Consider the following 18,043-nt stretch of genomic DNA (forward strand, 5'->3'; position numbering starts at 1 on the left):
AAGGGAGCCAGACGGTGACTGGAGGCCACGCAGAACCTGGGCCTTGTGACAGTTCGCGGCTGTCAGTAGCCAGTACAGTTGCACAATAAGGGTGTCAATTTGCCGCAGATCAAAGAGATAGCGAACCACAGCGTAAATACTGCCAGCCCGAATATAAGAAAGCGTTACCGTTGTATAGACCAGGCTTGTCAGAGAACGCTTTGCTAATAGATGAATTTTGCCTAATTAGTCGCGCAAGTTCGTCAACAAATCAGCGCCTGTTTCTTGACAATGGTGCAGAGCAATACCGCAACACCTCTGTCGCCAGCTGGATGGCAGGCTATGCTGAAAACTGATTCGACCTGGATGCTGACTGGATCAAAAATGAAACATCCACCACCCAGCACCGTCTGCCAGGAATGAAGACCGCAGAACTGTTTACTCAATACCGATTCAAGGCGACCATTAGCCGGTTGCCCAAGCGCCAGGGTGCCGTAGCCTCATGACCACTGCCTGGCAGCACGGGTGAGCCAGCCTGAACGGCGGCACACCCACCCCACTCACCACAAGGATGAAGAGAGCGCCGCGTGGAATCCGAAGTCAGTCGAGTCCAACTCAGCCACGATCCACGCAGTCAGCATGACGATCCCCTGCTGGATAGTCTGTTGAGCCTGTGTGTCCTGCACCAGAAACCAGCAAGCCGGGTCATGCTGACCACCGGCCTGCCGTTGCCGGCCCAGCGCCTGAGCCCCGAGTTGCTGCCCCGCGCTGCCGCCAGGGCCGGGCTGCAGGGGCGCCTGCTGCAGCGTAAGCTGGAGCAGATCCCGAGCATCGCCATGCCAGCCATGTTGCTGCTCAAGGAAGGTCGCAGCGCCGTCCTGCTGGGCTGGGAGAACGAAGACACCGCACGCCTGTTGCTTAGCGAGAGCGATGGCGGCGAGGTGCATGTCAGCCGCGAAGCCCTGCAGAGCGATTACAGTGGCCGGGTATTCTTTGCCCAGCCGCAGCACAAGTTCGACGTCAACCACGGCAACCTCATCCCGCGGGCGAAGTCGTGGTTCCGCGATACCTTGCTGCGCAGCAAATGGCTGTATATCGACGCCATCGCCGCCAGCCTGGTGATCAACCTGATCGCCCTGGCCGCGCCACTGTTCGTGATGAACGTATATGACCGGGTGGTACCCAACCAGGCCACCTCGACCCTCTGGGTACTGGCCGTCGGCATCGCCGGCGCCTACATCTTCGACCTGATCCTCAAGGGCCTGCGCGGCTTGTGCCTGGACCTGGCCGGCAAGAAGACCGACCTGATCATTTCGGCAACGCTGTTCGAACGTATCGTCGGCATGTCGATGAAGTACCGCCCTGCCAGGGTCGGCAGCTTTGCCCAGAACATTCATGAGTTCCAGGGCCTGCGGGACTTCCTCGCCTCGCTGACCCTGACCAGCCTGATCGACCTGCCCTTCACCGTGCTTATCCTGATCGTCATCGCCATCATTGGCGGGCATCTGGTGTGGATACCGATCATCGCCTTCCCGCTGGCCCTGGGCATCGGTTATGCACTGCAACGGCCACTGATGGCGACGATGGAACGGACCATGGCCCTGGCTTCGGAGCGCCAGTCCAGCCTGATCGAGACCCTTGCCGGCCTGGATGCGGTAAAGGTCAACAACGCCGAAAGCGAACGCCAGTACATGTGGGAGCAGACCCTCGGTACCCTCAGCCGCCTTGAACTGCGGGTGAAAGTGCTGTCTAGCCTGGCGATGAACATCACCCTGCTGATCCAGCAACTCGCAGGCGTGGCAATGATCTGTGTCGGCGTATACCTGATCATCGACGGCAACCTGAGCATGGGCGGCCTGGTAGCCTGCTACATGCTCAGCGGCCGCGCCCTCGGGCCGCTGGGCCAGCTCAACGGCCTGCTCGCCCGCTATCAGCAAGCCAAGGTGACCATGGTCTCCACCGACCACATGATGGAACTACCGCAAGAGCGCAACTTCGAAGAACGCCCACTGAGCCGCAAGGTGCTGCAGGGCAGCGTCGAGTTCCGCGGGGTCGATTTCACCTATCCGAACCAACAGAACCAGGCCCTGAAGAACATCAACCTCACCATCCGTCCCGGCGAGAAGGTGGGTATTATCGGCCGCAGTGGCTCGGGCAAGAGCTCGTTGGCCAAGCTCATCGTCGGCCTGTACGAGGCCGACGGCGGCTCGCTGCTGGTCGACGGCGTGGACATTCGCCAGATCGACGTCAGCGAACTGCGCCACAACATCGGCTACGTGCCGCAGGACATTCAGCTGCTGGCCGGTACCCTGCGCGATAACCTGGTCAGCGGGGCCCGCTACATCGAGGATGAGTTGATCCTGCAGGCTGCCGAACTGGCAGGCGTACATGAATTCGCCCGGTTGCACCCGGACGGCTACGAGCTGCAGGTGGGTGAGCGCGGGCAGAACCTGTCCGGCGGCCAGCGACAGAACGTCGCCCTGGGCCGCGCGCTGTTGCTCAACCCGCAGATCCTGCTGCTGGACGAACCGACCAGCGCCATGGACAACACCGGCGAAGAACGCCTCAAGCAGCGGCTGCAGGCGGTAGTGGAAGGCAAGACGGTGCTGCTGGTCACTCACCGTGCCTCGCTGCTGTCACTGGTGGACCGACTGATCGTGATCGATCGCGGGCAGATTGTCGCCGACGGCCCGAAAGCCGCGGTCATGGATGCGCTGAAGAAGGGGCAGATCAGTGTTGCATAAGCTGGATGTAGGGCAATTCAAGGAAGGCCTGCGGCGCTATTTCAAAGGGTCCGATTCACTGGGCGGGCAGCCGCTGCCAGAGGTCAACAAGGCCCTGATCGAGGATGCGCCGCGAGTCGTGCGGCTGACCATCTGGGGCGTAATCCTGTTCTTCGTGTTCCTGATCGTGTGGGCCAGCGTCGCGCCCATCGACGAAGTTACGCGGGGTGAAGGCAAGGCCATTCCGTCGTCCAAGGTGCAGAAGATTCAGAACCTGGAGGGGGGCATAGTCGCCGAGATCTTCGCCAAGGAAGGGCAGATTGTCGAAGTGGGCCAGCCATTGCTGCGCCTGGATGAAACCCGATTCGCCTCCAACGTGGGTGAAACCGAGGCCGACCGCCTGGCCATGGCTTTGCGCGTCGAGCGCCTGAGTGCCGAAGTGGGCGACACCCCGTTGAAGATCGATGAGGAACTGCGCAAGGCCGCGCCAAGCCAGGCAGCAAGCGAAGAGTCGCTGTACCAGAGCCGGCGCCAGCAACTGCAGGACGAGATTGGTGGCTTGCAGCAACAACTGGTCCAGCGCCAGCAGGAGCTGCGCGAGTTCAGTTCAAAGCGCGCCCAGTACGCCAACAGCCTGGAACTGTTGCGTAAAGAGATCAGCATGTCCGAGCCACTGGTGGCAACCGGCGCAATCTCGCAGGTTGAAGTGCTGCGCCTGCGTCGTGCCGAGGTGGAGAACCGCGGTCAGCTGGACTCCACAGCGCTGGCTATCCCGCGTGCCGAGGCGGCCATTCGCGAGGTGCAAAGCAAGATCGAAGAGACCCGTGGCAAATTCCGTAGCGAAGCGCTGACCCAGCTGAACGAAGCGCGCACAGAGCTGAACAAAGCCACGGCGACCAGCAAGGCGCTGGATGATCGCGTGCACCGTACCATGGTTACTTCGCCGGTACGCGGTATCGTCAAGCAACTGCTGGTGAATACCATTGGCGGGGTGATCCAGCCGGGCAGCGATATCATAGAAATCGTGCCGCTGGACGACTCACTGGTTATCGAGGCGAAGATCCTGCCCAAGGACATCGCCTTCCTGCACCCTGGTCAGGAAGCGACGGTCAAGTTCACGGCCTATGACTACACCATCTACGGCGGGCTGAAGGCCAAGCTGGAGCAGATCGGTGCCGACACCATCACCGATGAAGACAAGAAGACCACCTATTACCTGATCAAGCTGCGCACCGACCGCAGCCACCTGGGCACTGACGAGAAGCCGCTGCTGATCATTCCGGGGATGGTGGCGACGGTCGATATCATGACCGGCAAGAAGACCATCATGAGCTACCTGCTCAAGCCGATAATGAAGGCGCGTTCGGAGGCGTTGCGCGAGCGTTGACCGCCATTCCTACCGTGTTCGCTGTAGGAGCGGCCTTGTGTCGCGAAAGGGCTGCACAGCAGCCCCAGCTATTTATGCGTCTTTGCTGAAATCCTGGGGCCGCTGTGCGGCCCTTTCGCGACACAAGGCCGCTCCTGCAAGGGACCGCATACCCTCAGCGCCAGGGGGCAGGCTCACCAACCAACTGCCCCTGAATCCCGCCTACACCCATCTCCCGCAACACCAACCGCTCACCTTCCGTCTCGACCCGCTCGGCAATCAGCGGCAGGTCGATACTGTGTGCGGCACGCTGGACCGCCTCGATGAACAGCCGCTTGTGCTGCTCTTGGTCAATGTTACGGATGTAGCTGCCATCGATCTTCAGGTATGCCAGGCCCAGGTGCGCCAGGTTGCCGATCATGCTGAAACGCCCACCAAAGCGTTGCAGCGCCAAGCCGAAGCCAAGCGCGTGCAGGCGCCGGGTGAGTTGTTCCAGAACCGCCTGCTCAGGCAACTGTTCCTCGCCAATTTCGAAAACCAGCCGCGGGCCAAGCGCCGTGTTCTGGCCCAGAAGCTCGAAGACACGCTGGAGGGCCTTGGGGTCGGCCAGGGTGGCGGCGGACAGGTTCAGCGCCAACACCTGTTCATGCCCTCGAAGGTGCGCCAGCACCTTCTCCAACACCAGCACATCAAGCCGCGGCATCCAGCCGAAGCGCTCCAGCCAGGGCAGGAAGCGACCTGCCGGCAGCGCCTCGCCATGGCCATCCTGCAAACGCGAAATCACCTTGTGGTGCAATACCCGTTGCACAGAAGCGCAATCTACCACTGGCTGGAAGAACAGTTCGAAATGCCCATTGTTGAACGCCTGGTCCAGCCGCTCATGCCAGACATGCTGGCTATCCGCAGCAACTGCAGCCACACCTTGCTCAAGGCATACCCAACCCGGTGTTGGCTGGTTCTCGGCGCGCGCCAGCGCCTCGTCGGCAAGCTTCAGCAATGCCTGTGGTGAATCACCGGGGCTGAACGGCGCCAGGCCGATACAAGCCACCGGGTCGATATCACTGGCGCCTGTTTCGTGCAGACTGTGCAGCGTTGCTTCCAAGGCCTGGGCAAGCTGTACCGCCTCCTCATGCACCATGCCCGGCGCCAACACGGCAAACTCGCCCCCGCGGCTACGGGAAATCAGATCGTTGGTTTCCGGATAGCTGGCACAGGTGCGACGCAACTGCTCACCCACAGCCTGTAGCAACTGGTCGGTACGCTGGCCGCCAAGACGGGCGTTCAACCCCGCCAACCCCTGGACCCGCAGCAACAGCAGGTAACCGGCGCGCGCTTCTTCCAGGTTGCTCACACGCATGTTCAACTGCATCTCGAAATAACGGCGGTTGGAGAGCCCGGTCAGGCTGTCCTGGTAAGACTCGGCACGCAGCCGCTCGCTGCGCTCGGCCTGCTCGGTGAACAGTGCCTTGAGCTTCTCGACCATCTGGTTCATCGCCTGCACTACCCGACGCAGCTCCGGTGTGCGCGGCAACTCGGGCAGGCTGAGGAATTCGCGGCGGGCAATGGCGTGGGACTGCTCGACCATGTAGTCCAGCGGCCGCAACTGGCGACGCAGGAGCAAGGCGCCGAGTACCGCACTGGCCGCGCCACACAGCAGCAGCCAACCCAGGCTGCCCAGGGCGCTTTGCCAGAGCTTGGCAATGGCGAACATCGGGTGGCTGATCACCTCAACGCGCGCAGCCTGCTGCCAGCCACGGCTGACGATGGCGTCGCCGCCGGCAGCCTCCAGGCCGATCAGGCCCACGAACCAGCGCGGTACACCGCCGGGGTCCGGCTCGTCATGGCGCTCTACCAGCACAGCATTGGAGCCTAGGTCGACAACCTTGATGCTTGAGTAGTAACCACTGTCGAAGATCGAACTGACCATCAGCTCGACCATCGCCGGATCATCGATATTCGGCGTCAGCGACAGCGCCAGCGCTGTCGCCGCATCCTGGGCGTGCGAGCGCAACTGGTTGACGTACTGGCTGCGCGAGCTTTCCAGGCTGACCATGAAACTGCCACTGAAGGCGACCACCAGGAACAGGCAAATGGCCAACAGCAATTGTTTGAACAGTGACATCTGTGCTCCTTCAGTAAACCGGCTCGGCCGGGAACCCTTCGGCCTGCATTTTCTTCAGCAAATCCTGCCAGCGTGATAACCGCTTGGTATCGCCGACCTTCTTGTTGCCTGCGGCGCCCGTCAGCCACAATCCCTCACCATTGAAGGCGTACACCGGCAGCAGGTCGGTACGCTGGCTCGCCGGCTTGATGGCATCCATCAGGCTGTCGAGCACCAATGGTTGTGCCTGTGGGCTTGAATAATAGGTCAGGACCATGTGCGCCCGGTTCTGCCGCAGCGCCTTTACGTAGGTGATGCGCAGCTTTTCACTGGGAATACCCATGCGCCGCAGGCTGAAATACTTGGCGATGGCGTAGTCCTCGCAGTCCCCTGCACCCTTGATCAGCGCCTGCACTGGCGTGGCCCAATAGTCGACCTCATGCCACAGGTCGATGTCCTCTACATAGCGCAATTGCTGGTTGAAGAAGCGGTTGACCACCTGCAATCGCTCAAGCTCCGTCCCCTGCTTCTGCGTAGCCATCAGGCTCTGCCAGGCATCGATACGGCCCTGCCCGGCGCCCAAGGGGCCATACAGGGCCTGCGACTTGCGGCTGATCTGGGAAAAGTCCCAATCCGCGTGCAAGCCGCCCAGCAGCAGGCTGCCCAGCAGCGCAGCAAGGCCGACACGTTGCACAACGGTTTTGAGCATCCAGGATTTCGCCACTGCCAAGCCCTGCTCAGGCCAGTCGAAAGCAGCGATGGTGCGGCCTGCAACGGCAAAAGACAATGGCATCCTGCAATCATGCACCCGCCGTTCAGTCGACCTACACTTTCTGGTTATAACCTTGTGTGGGCCGCTTCCTTTGCCCTTCGACTTCATCCACCATAGCCGCGCTTTTGGGGGCGCCTGCTCATTAGATGTACAGGTTTGACACCCTCAAGAGCTGTTACTAGCTTCATTGGATCCAACTTTAGTCATCGTTGAGGCAGACGTCGCGTGGCCGAGAAAATCAAATTGAGCAATGTGCTGGCCAGCGAGCAGCTGTTGCCGCACCAGGCCCGTGGCGTGATCGAAGAACGCCTGCGCAGTGCCATTCTTGATGGCCGCTTGCCTCCAGGTACTGCCGTAAGACAACAAGAGCTCGCCACCTTGTTCGGTGTCAGCCGCATGCCCGTGCGCGAGGCCCTGCGCCAGCTCGAGGCGCAATCGCTGCTGAAAGTGGAAATGCACAAGGGTGCGGTGGTTGCGCCGTTGATCGGCGAGGACGCGGTGGACACCTATGCCCTGCGCGTGCTGCTCGAGACCGAGGCGCTGCGCCAGTCCATTCCGCTGCTCGATGCCAGCGACATCGCCAGCGCCCGCGGGTATATCCAGCAACTGGAAAACGAAACCCGTCACGCTGAAATCGGCCGCCTCAATCGCCTGTTCCACATGTCGTTGTACAACAAGGCGCCGAACAAGAAACTGCTGCGCCTGATCGAGGACGAACTGAACGAGGAAGAACGCTTCCTGCGGTTTCATGTTTCGTCCATGGGCCTGGGCAAGCTCACCCAGGACGATCACAACGCACTGGCGGATGCGGCTGGCGACAAGCTGGTGGACGAAGCGGTAGCCGTGCTGGAACGGCACCTGAATAACGCATCGCGGGTAATCCGCAAGTATCTGGATACGCAACTGGGGCGCTAGCGAGTAGTGACTGCACGCATGGTGCAGTCGGCTGGGTTGCAAATTGATCGGCTACCGCCAACAATGAGACTAATTATCATTCATGTCCATTGATAGCAGCGCCCTCACCCATGCCCAGCAACGATTCCGTGCAAACGCTCTACAGTGACCACCACGGCTGGTTGCATGCCTGGCTACGCAGCAAGCTGGGCAACGCCGCCGATGCCGCAGACCTGGCCCAGGACACCTTCGTACGCCTGTTGCAACGTCGCGAACATCTGCAACTGAACACACCCAGGGCTTTCCTGAGAACGGTTGCGCGTGGGCTCGTGATCGACCACTGGCGGCGCGAGGAACTGCACAGGGCCTATCTCGAGGCGCTGGCACAGTTGCCGGAAGCGCAGGCCCCTTCGGCCGAAACCCGTGAGCTGCTGCTGGAATTGCTGGAGCGCATCGCGCGCATGCTCGAAGGCCTGAAACCCAAAGTATGTCGTGCATTCCTGCTTGCCCAATGCGAGGGGCTGAAGCACCAGGCGATCGCCGACCAGATGGGGATCTCGGTGCGTACCGTGGAGCGCTATATCGCCGACGCGCTCTACCATTGCTACTTGCTGCGCTACGCCGACGAGTGTTGACGCAATGACCGCTTCACAGCCCGGCGCAACAGCAGTCAAGCAGGCCATCCAGTTGATGCTGAGGCTGCGCGAGAGCGGGCATGCCCCTGCCCTGCAACAAGAGTGCAGGCAATGGCGCACTGCCCACCACGAACACGAGCAGGCTTGGCAACGAGTAATTCACCTGCATCAGGACCTCGACCTGCGTGCCATACCCGGTGCCGGGCTGGCTTTGCAAACCCTGGAGACCAGCCAGCGCCGCCTGCATCGTCGGCAGGCGCTGAAACTGCTTGGCGGCGTTGCCATGGTAGGGACGGCGGCATGGCTGGGAAAAGACCTCGATGCGGTCAACGACTGGACATCAGACTACACCACCGGCACGGGCGAACGACGCAGCTTTGCGCTTCCCGATGGCTCGCAGATGCAACTCAACACCCGCAGTACCGTCGACCTGGCCTTCAATGACCAGCAGCGCCTAGTCCGCCTGAAGCAGGGGGAAGTGATGATTGCCTGCAACACGCAGCGTTCCTTGCTTGTAGAAACTCGTGACGCGTTACTGGAAGGGTTCGAAGGACGCTTTGTGGCGCGTCAGGACAGCGACTGCACGCAGGTCAGTGTCAGCCATGGCAGGGTGGCGATACACCGGCCTGACAATGGCCAGCTGCAATGGATCGAAAGCGGCCAGAACTGGCGTCTGGATGCGTTAGGCACACACCGGCTCGAGCAGGTGGACATGGATGCGATGGCCTGGACAGAAGGCCTGATCGTCACCCGGAACATGCGCCTTTTCGACTTCCTTGCGCAGGTCAGCCGTTATCGCCATGGTTATCTGGGCTGCAGCGACGGCATTGCCGATTTGCGCCTGTCGGGTGTATTCCGCCTCGAAGACCCGGAGCAACTGCTACAGCTGCTACCACGGACGCTACCCGTACGGCTTCGCCAACGTACACGCTGGTGGGTGCGCGTGGAGGGGCTGGCCTGAGCTGACGGCGGCTTTTGCGTTCAGGGCTGCTATGCAGCCCATCGCCGGCAAGCCAGCTCCAACAGAGATCGCACAAGGCCTTAGGGCTATGCAATACCTGTGGGAGCTGGCTTGCCGGCGATGGGGCGCGTAGCGGCCCCAATAACTTTTTTGACGGGTATTGAATGTCGGTCCGGCTAGGACAGTAAGCGACACCTCCTGCTCTCTCACTTCAACGGACCCCACATGCCTACCGCTCCCGTGCATATGCCCACATTCAATGCGAATGATTTTCGACCTGTCTTGCACTCAGTGCTTTTACGCAAAGCAGTCCGGGCTGCCCTGTTTGGCACCGTCTTGGGCCTGACAGCCGTAACACAACTTTCCATAGCAGCTGAAACGGCCCAGGTGGGCCACCGCTATGCGATCCCGGCAGGTCAGTTGGATGATGTGCTCAACGAGTTCGCCCGCCAGGCTGGCATCACCCTGTCGAGCACACCCCAGCTCACCCAAGGCTTGCAGTCGAACGGCCTGCAGGGGCTGTACTCTACCGATCAGGCACTGCGCCAGTTGCTAAATGGCAGCGGCCTGGAAGCCGTCAACCAGAACGGCCGCAGCTACGTGCTGCAGGTACAACCCCAAGGCGCTGCATTGTCATTGCCAGACACCGATGTCCGTAGCTTCACCCTTGGCAATGCATTGGGCAGCATGGAGGGTTACAACGCTACCCACAGCCAGGTGGCGACCAAGACCAGCATGCCGCTGGTAGAAACATCACAATCGGTCTCGGTGGTTACCCGTCAGCAGATGGACGACCAAGGCTCACAAACCGTTGCCCAAGCCATGCGCTACACACCTGGGGTACTGACCAACCCCTATGGGGCGACCCACCGTTATGATTATGTAGCCCTGCGAGGCTTCAACGACGGCTCGGTAGACAACATCTACGTGGACGGGCTCAAGTCGATGGGAGACAACGGGACCTACAGCACCATGCAGGTGGACCCATACTTCCTTGAGCGCATCGATATTCTCAAGGGACCGTCTTCAGTACTGTATGGCCGTAGCTCGCCAGGAGGCCTGGTGGCACTGACCACCAAGAAGCCGCTGTTCACCCCCTACCACCAAGTCCAGGCCACCCTCGGTACCCAAGGCCAGCGTGGCATGGGTTTCGATTTCAGCGGCCCCGTGGATGACCACAAGCGTATCGCTTATCGCCTGACAGGCCTGGCGGATGCTTCCGATACGCAGTTCGACCACAACAAGGAAGAACGCTACGCCATCGCGCCGGCCGTCAGCATCGACTTCAGCGAAGACACTTCACTCACCCTGCAGGCCTACCTGCAACACGATCCCAACGGCGGCTATCACGGCGGTAACCCCGCAGATGGCATGCTGCACAAGCGCAACGGATTGCGCCTGTCTGACCACTTCTTCGAAGGCGAGCCGGGTATCGACAACTACGAGCGTACCCAACAGTCCTTCAGTTACCAGTTCGAGCATCGCTTCAACGATGTGTTCACGGCACGCCAGAACTTCCGTTACCAGGATTCCGACGTGTCGATGGATCAGGTGTATTCCGCCGGTTGGGCGGATGCCGACAGCAATATCCTCAACCGCGCCTATACCGGTGGCGACGAACGCCTGCATTCGTACATCATCGATAACATGCTGCAGGCGGAATTCTTTACCGGGGCCGCCAAACACACCCTGCTGCTGGGCGCCGACTACCAGCGACGCAAGGCCGACGTAGCCTGGCGTTATGGCACAGTCGATCCGCTGGACGCCGGCAACCCGCAGTACGGCAACGGCAACCTTCAGGTGCTGGGCGAGAACCGTTACCAGCGGCGCCTGCAACAAACGGGCGTTTACCTGCAGGACCTGGTGGAGCTGGACCAATGGCGCTTCTCGTTGGGACTGCGCCAGGACTGGGTAAAGGTGTCCGAGGAGAATCGCGACAGCAACATCAAAGTCAGTGACCAGCGCTCCAGATTCACTACTCGCGCAGGGGTGCTCTACCTGTTCGAGAATGGCATTGCGCCCTATGTCAGCTACTCGGAGTCGTTCAACCCCAATACCGTGTCCGATCAGCAAGGCCGCCCTCTGGCACCGACCGAGGGCACTCAATGGGAGGCTGGTATCAAGTATCAGCCGCCGGGTAGCGACAATCTGTTCACCGCATCGGTGTTCCGCATCGAGCAAGAGAACCTAGCCTCGAAGCAGCCTGACGAGGACTTCTATCGCCCTGTAGGGCAAGTTCGCTCACAAGGGCTTGAACTGGAGGCCCATGTGCAACTGACCGACAGCTTGAAGCTGCTGGGCGGCTATACCTTTACCGATATCGAGTACGCAAAGTCGATGCCCAGCCTGGTGTCCGGCAACCTGGATAACAAGGGCAATTCGCCAACCCAGGCACCGAAACAGATGTTCTCGCTTTGGGCTGACTACAACTTCCACCAGGGGGCCCTGGATGGCCTGCGCTTGGGTGGTGGGGTGCGGTATGTGGGGTACAGCTGGGTGGATGCGGAAAACAGTATGAAGGTGCCCTCCTATACCCTGTTCGACGCCTCAATCGGCTATGACCTGGGCAAGGTCGGGCTGCGGGGGATGGATGTGCGCTTGAACGCCAACAACCTTACCAATGAAAGCTACATCACTTCGTGTGCCAGCTTGAACTACTGCTACATGGGTGAAGAGCGCAATGTCAGTGCCACGGTCAGCTATCAGTTCTGACCTGATTGCGACGCACACAAGCCCTGGGTTTTTTGGGCCTGAAAGACAAAGCCCCTGTCTGCATCGCAGACAGGGGCTTTGGATTTGAATCTTGACGATGACCTACTCTCACATGGGGAAGCCCCACACTACCATCGGCGATGCATCGTTTCACTGCTGAGTTCGGGATGGGATCAGGTGGTTCCAATGCTCTATGGTCGTCAAGAAATTCTGTGTGCTGGCCCGTCCCTCGGACGTACCTGCGAATCTCTGTAGTTCCTACTTAAAGACAAAACCCCTACCTGCACGTGCAGATAGGGGTTTTGCGAAATGAATCTTGACGATGACCTACTCTCACATGGGGAAACCCCACACTACCATCGGCGATGCATCGTTTCACTGCTGAGTTCGGGATGGGATCAGGTGGTTCCAATGCTCTATGGTCGTCAAGAAATTCTGTTGCCAGAATGTCCAGATGGACAGCCCAGCGAATCCGGATATGCGATATTTGTGATGTTGCGAACTTTCGGTTGTTTCGTCTTCACCACCGCAATCTGCGCTAGCAAATTGCTTGGGTGTTATATGGTCAAGCCTCACGGGCAATTAGTATTGGTTAGCTCAACGCCTCACAGCGCTTACACACCCAACCTATCAACGTCGTAGTCTTCGACGGCCCTTTAGGGGATTCAAGATCCCAGTGAGATCTCATCTTGAGGCAAGTTTCCCGCTTAGATGCTTTCAGCGGTTATCTCTTCCGAACATAGCTACCCGGCAATGCCACTGGCGTGACAACCGGAACACCAGAGGTTCGTCCACTCCGGTCCTCTCGTACTAGGAGCAGCCCCTCTCAAATCTCAAACGTCCACGGCAGATAGGGACCGAACTGTCTCACGACGTTCTAAACCCAGCTCGCGTACCACTTTAAATGGCGAACAGCCATACCCTTGGGACCGGCTTCAGCCCCAGGATGTGATGAGCCGACATCGAGGTGCCAAACACCGCCGTCGATATGAACTCTTGGGCGGTATCAGCCTGTTATCCCCGGAGTACCTTTTATCCGTTGAGCGATGGCCCTTCCATACAGAACCACCGGATCACTAAGACCTACTTTCGTACCTGCTCGACGTGTTTGTCTCGCAGTCAAGCGCGCTTTTGCCTTTATACTCTACGACCGATTTCCGACCGGTCTGAGCGCACCTTCGTACTCCTCCGTTACTCTTTGGGAGGAGACCGCCCCAGTCAAACTACCCACCATACACTGTCCTCGATCCGGATAACGGACCTGAGTTAGAACCTCAAAGTTGCCAGGGTGGTATTTCAAGGATGGCTCCATGAGAACTGGCGTCCCCACTTCAAAGCCTCCCACCTATCCTACACAAGCAAATTCAAAGTCCAGTGCAAAGCTATAGTAAAGGTTCACGGGGTCTTTCCGTCTAGCCGCGGATACACTGCATCTTCACAGCGATTTCAATTTCACTGAGTCTCGGGTGGAGACAGCGCCGCCATCGTTACGCCATTCGTGCAGGTCGGAACTTACCCGACAAGGAATTTCGCTACCTTAGGACCGTTATAGTTACGGCCGCCGTTTACCGGGGCTTCGATCAAGAGCTTCGCTTGCGCTAACCCCATCAATTAACCTTCCGGCACCGGGCAGGCGTCACACCCTATACGTCCACTTTCGTGTTTGCAGAGTGCTGTGTTTTTAATAAACAGTCGCAGCGGCCTGGTATCTTCGACCGGCATGGGCTTACGGAGCAAGTCCTTCACCCTCGCCGGCGCACCTTCTCCCGAAGTTACGGTGCCATTTTGCCTAGTTCCTTCACCCGAGTTCTCTCAAGCGCCTTGGTATTCTCTACCTAACCACCTGTGTCGGTTTGGGGTACGGTTCCCAGTTATCTGAAGCTTAGGAGCTTTTCTTGGAAGCATGGTATCAACCACTTCGTCGCCTGAAGGCAACTCGTCATCAGCTCTCGGCCTTGAAATCCCGGATTTGCCTAAGATTTCAGCCTACCACCTTAAACCTGGACAACCAACGCCAGGCTGGCCTAACCTTCTCCGTCCCTCCATCGCAATAACTGGAAGTACAGGAATATTAACCTGTTTTCCATCGACTACGCTTTTCAGCCTCGCCTTAGGGACCGACTAACCCTGCGTCGATTAACGTTGCGCAGGAAACCTTGGTCTTTCGGCGTGCGAGTTTTTCACTCGCATTGTCGTTACTCATGTCAGCATTCGCACTTCTGATACCTCCAGCAAGCTTCTCAACTCACCTTCACAGGCTTACAGAACGCTCCTCTACCGCGTCATCAAAGATGACACCCGTAGCTTCGGTGCATGGTTTGAGCCCCGTTACATCTTCCGCGCAGGCCGACTCGACTAGTGAGCTATTACGCTTTCTTTAAAGGGTGGCTGCTTCTAAGCCAACCTCCTAGCTGTCTAAGCCTTCCCACATCGTTTCCCACTTAACCATGACTTTGGGACCTTAGCTGACGGTCTGGGTTGTTTCCCTTTTCACGACGGACGTTAGCACCCGCCGTGTGTCTCCCATGCTCGGCACTTCCAGGTATTCGGAGTTTGCATCGGTTTGGTAAGTCGGGATGACCCCCTAGCCGAAACAGTGCTCTACCCCCTGGAGTGATACATGAGGCGCTACCTAAATAGCTTTCGAGGAGAACCAGCTATCTCCGAGCTTGATTAGCCTTTCACTCCGATCCACAGGTCATCCGCTAACTTTTCAACGGTAGTCGGTTCGGTCCTCCAGTCAGTGTTACCTAACCTTCAACCTGCCCATGGATAGATCGCCCGGTTTCGGGTCTATACCCAGCGACTAAACGCCCTATTAAGACTCGCTTTCGCTACGCCTCCCCTATTCGGTTAAGCTCGCCACTGAATATAAGTCGCTGACCCATTATACAAAAGGTACGCAGTCACCTAACAAAGTAGGCTCCCACTGCTTGTACGCATACGGTTTCAGGTTCTATTTCACTCCCCTCTCCGGGGTTCTTTTCGCCTTTCCCTCACGGTACTGGTTCACTATCGGTCAGTCAGTAGTATTTAGCCTTGGAGGATGGTCCCCCCATATTCAGACAAAGTTTCTCGTGCTCCGTCCTACTCGATTTCATTGACAAGAGATTTTCGTGTACGGGGCTATCACCCACTATGGCCGCACTTTCCAGAGCGTTCCACTAATCTCAAATCAACTTAAGGGCTGGTCCCCGTTCGCTCGCCACTACTAAGGGAATCTCGGTTGATTTCTTTTCCTCAGGGTACTTAGATGTTTCAGTTCCCCTGGTTCGCCTCTTGCACCTATGTATTCAGTACAAGATACTCAGCTTATGCTGAGTGGGTTCCCCCATTCAGAGATCTCTGGATCACAGTCTGTTTGCCGACTCCCCAAAGCTTATCGCAGGCTACCACGTCTTTCATCGCCTCTGACTGCCAAGGCATCCACCGTATGCGCTTCTTCACTTGACCATATAACCCCAAGCAATCTGGTTATACTGTGAAGACGACATTCGCCGAAAATTCGCATGTTGCTCTTTCGAGCAGAACTCACAAATTTTACCTTAGCCTGATTAACCAGCAGTGAAACTGGCCATCAGTCTATATCTATCACATATCCGAATTTTTAAAGAACGATCTGACAAAAGTCAGAAATCAACATTCGAGCTGAATGTTCATTTCTAAGTTCTGACAAGCTACTGCGTACGGCGAAAATGGTGGAGCCAAGCGGGATCGAACCGCTGACCTCCTGCGTGCAAGGCAGGCGCTCTCCCAGCTGAGCTATGGCCCCGTGTATTCTACGGCTGAACCATGTAATGGTAGGTCTGGGCAGATTTGAACTGCCGACCTCACCCTTATCAGGGGTGCGCTCTAACCAACTGAGCTACAGACCTATAACAGGGTTGCGTTACAGCATCGTCTTCTACAATGAATCAAGCAATTCGTGTGGGAGCTCATCAGTAGGCTGATGTCGTCGATTAAGGAGGTGATCCAGCCGCAGGTTCCCCTACGGCTACCTTGTTACGACTTCACCCCAGTCATGAATCACACCGTGGTAACCGTCCTCCCGAAGGTTAGACTAGCTACTTCTGGTGCAACCCACTCCCATGGTGTGACGGGCGGTGTGTACAAGGCCCGGGAACGTATTCACCGCGACATTCTGATTCGCGATTACTAGCGATTCCGACTTCACGCAGTCGAGTTGCAGACTGCGATCCGGACTACGATCGGTTTTGTGAGATTAGCTCCACCTCGCGGCTTGGCAACCCTCTGTACCGACCATTGTAGCACGTGTGTAGCCCAGGCCGTAAGGGCCATGATGACTTGACGTCATCCCCACCTTCCTCCGGTTTGTCACCGGCAGTCTCCTTAGAGTGCCCACCATAACGTGCTGGTAACTAAGGACAAGGGTTGCGCTCGTTACGGGACTTAACCCAACATCTCACGACACGAGCTGACGACAGCCATGCAGCACCTGTGTCAGAGTTCCCGAAGGCACCAATCCATCTCTGGAAAGTTCTCTGCATGTCAAGGCCTGGTAAGGTTCTTCGCGTTGCTTCGAATTAAACCACATGCTCCACCGCTTGTGCGGGCCCCCGTCAATTCATTTGAGTTTTAACCTTGCGGCCGTACTCCCCAGGCGGTCAACTTAATGCGTTAGCTGCGCCACTAAAATCTCAAGGATTCCAACGGCTAGTTGACATCGTTTACGGCGTGGACTACCAGGGTATCTAATCCTGTTTGCTCCCCACGCTTTCGCACCTCAGTGTCAGTATCAGTCCAGGTGGTCGCCTTCGCCACTGGTGTTCCTTCCTATATCTACGCATTTCACCGCTACACAGGAAATTCCACCACCCTCTACCGTACTCTAGCTCGCCAGTTTTGGATGCAGTTCCCAGGTTGAGCCCGGGGCTTTCACATCCAACTTAACGAACCACCTACGCGCGCTTTACGCCCAGTAATTCCGATTAACGCTTGCACCCTCTGTATTACCGCGGCTGCTGGCACAGAGTTAGCCGGTGCTTATTCTGTCGGTAACGTCAAAACAGCAAGGTATTAGCTTACTGCCCTTCCTCCCAACTTAAAGTGCTTTACAATCCGAAGACCTTCTTCACACACGCGGCATGGCTGGATCAGGCTTTCGCCCATTGTCCAATATTCCCCACTGCTGCCTCCCGTAGGAGTCTGGACCGTGTCTCAGTTCCAGTGTGACTGATCATCCTCTCAGACCAGTTACGGATCGTCGCCTTGGTGAGCCATTACCTCACCAACTAGCTAATCCGACCTAGGCTCATCTGATAGCGCAAGGCCCGAAGGTCCCCTGCTTTCTCCCGTAGGACGTATGCGGTATTAGCGTTCCTTTCGAAACGTTGTCCCCCACTACCAGGCAGATCCCTAGGCATTACTCACCCGTCCGCCGCTGAATCAAGGAGCAAGCTCCCGTCATCCGCTCGACTTGCATGTGTTAGGCCTGCCGCCAGCGTTCAATCTGAGCCATGATCAAACTCTTCAGTTCAATACTGCTTGGGTTTTTAAGAAACCCTAAACTTGGCTCAGCAATCTCAAATGACTATGTGATTTCTCGCATGGCCACTTGTGATGCTGATAATCTTTGTGACTATCAGTCCGTACTCACAAGCACCCACACGAATTGCTTGATTCGATTTGTTAAAGAGCGTTTGGTTAAGAGCGTTTCGTCTCAACCGAGGCGCGCATTCTACGCTTTCCTCATTTGCTGTCAAGTGTTTATTTTGAAGTTTTTTGCGAGAAACTCGTTTAGCTTCAAACACTTGGCTCGCTTCGATCTCTCGTCGCGGGAGGTGAATAATACAGCATTCGAAAACGCTGTCAACCACCTTTTTCATCCCCAGCTGGCCGTTCAGCCTACCAGGAGAAGCGATAGCTTCTACTTAAAGACA

The 18,043-nt window shown here is 57.7% G+C and carries 8 protein-coding genes, 2 tRNA genes and 4 rRNA genes; 6 read left to right on the forward strand and 8 right to left on the reverse strand.

Annotated elements, in window-relative coordinates; all coding sequences use genetic code 11:
- Positions 1–566: 566 nt before the first annotated feature.
- Together QN085_RS24955 and QN085_RS24960 are read left to right on the forward strand one after the other, a co-directional pair.
- Entirely contained in the window at positions 567–2,723 is a 2,157-nt protein-coding gene (locus QN085_RS24955) for a type I secretion system permease/ATPase (protein WP_023661998.1), read from the forward strand.
- Positions 2,713–4,089, forward strand: coding sequence for an HlyD family type I secretion periplasmic adaptor subunit (locus tag QN085_RS24960; protein WP_015268515.1), 1,377 nt, complete (start codon positions 2,713–2,715; stop codon positions 4,087–4,089). Before QN085_RS24955 ends, QN085_RS24960 begins: the two co-directional genes overlap by 11 nt.
- 154 nt (positions 4,090–4,243) lie before the next feature.
- On the opposite strand, the gene lapD is transcribed toward QN085_RS24960, so the two are convergent.
- Positions 4,244–6,190, reverse strand: coding sequence for a cyclic di-GMP receptor LapD (lapD, locus tag QN085_RS24965; protein ID WP_023661997.1), 1,947 nt, complete (start codon positions 6,188–6,190; stop codon positions 4,244–4,246).
- A 10-nt stretch (positions 6,191–6,200) separates the two neighbouring features.
- Positions 6,201–6,962 carry a cysteine protease LapG gene (gene lapG, locus QN085_RS24970; RefSeq protein ID WP_023661996.1) on the reverse strand — a complete coding sequence of 254 codons (762 nt, stop codon included), beginning with the start codon at positions 6,960–6,962 and terminating at the stop codon, positions 6,201–6,203.
- A gap of 204 nt (positions 6,963–7,166) precedes the next feature.
- Between lapG and QN085_RS24975 the strand changes: the two genes are divergently transcribed.
- From QN085_RS24975 to QN085_RS24990, 4 genes are all read left to right on the forward strand, one after another.
- Positions 7,167–7,856 (forward strand): GntR family transcriptional regulator, encoded by a 690-nt coding sequence (locus QN085_RS24975; protein ID WP_023661995.1) that lies wholly within the window; start codon positions 7,167–7,169, stop codon positions 7,854–7,856.
- A gap of 110 nt (positions 7,857–7,966) precedes the next feature.
- Positions 7,967–8,470 (forward strand): sigma-70 family RNA polymerase sigma factor, encoded by a 504-nt coding sequence (locus tag QN085_RS24980; protein WP_023661994.1) that lies wholly within the window; start codon positions 7,967–7,969, stop codon positions 8,468–8,470.
- 4 nt (positions 8,471–8,474) lie between these two features.
- A complete protein-coding gene (locus tag QN085_RS24985) occupies positions 8,475–9,431 on the forward strand; it encodes a FecR family protein (protein ID WP_023661993.1) in 957 nt (318 codons plus the stop codon).
- A gap of 246 nt (positions 9,432–9,677) precedes the next feature.
- Entirely contained in the window at positions 9,678–12,143 is a 2,466-nt protein-coding gene (locus tag QN085_RS24990; RefSeq protein WP_052484821.1) for a TonB-dependent siderophore receptor, read from the forward strand.
- An 89-nt stretch (positions 12,144–12,232) separates the two neighbouring features.
- Here the strand turns inward: QN085_RS24990 and rrf (QN085_RS24995) are convergent.
- From rrf (QN085_RS24995) to QN085_RS25020, 6 genes are all read right to left on the reverse strand, one after another.
- Positions 12,233–12,348: ribosomal RNA gene (gene rrf, locus QN085_RS24995) — 5S ribosomal RNA — on the reverse strand.
- Between the two features lie 109 nt (positions 12,349–12,457).
- Positions 12,458–12,573, reverse strand: a 5S ribosomal RNA gene (gene rrf / locus QN085_RS25000).
- 131 nt (positions 12,574–12,704) lie between these two features.
- Positions 12,705–15,596 (reverse strand): 23S ribosomal RNA (locus QN085_RS25005).
- A 243-nt stretch (positions 15,597–15,839) separates the two neighbouring features.
- Positions 15,840–15,915, reverse strand: a tRNA-Ala gene (locus tag QN085_RS25010).
- Positions 15,916–15,941: 26 nt separating this feature from the next.
- Positions 15,942–16,018, reverse strand: a tRNA-Ile gene (locus tag QN085_RS25015).
- An 85-nt stretch (positions 16,019–16,103) separates the two neighbouring features.
- A 16S ribosomal RNA gene (locus tag QN085_RS25020) occupies positions 16,104–17,640 on the reverse strand.
- The 16S, 23S and 5S rRNA genes sit together here with 2 tRNA genes alongside, the layout of an rRNA operon.
- Positions 17,641–18,043 lie beyond the last annotated feature (403 nt).

Origin of the sequence: Pseudomonas sp. M2(2023) (assembly GCF_030263955.1) — a bacterium.
GTDB lineage: Bacteria > Pseudomonadota > Gammaproteobacteria > Pseudomonadales > Pseudomonadaceae > Aquipseudomonas > Aquipseudomonas asiatica.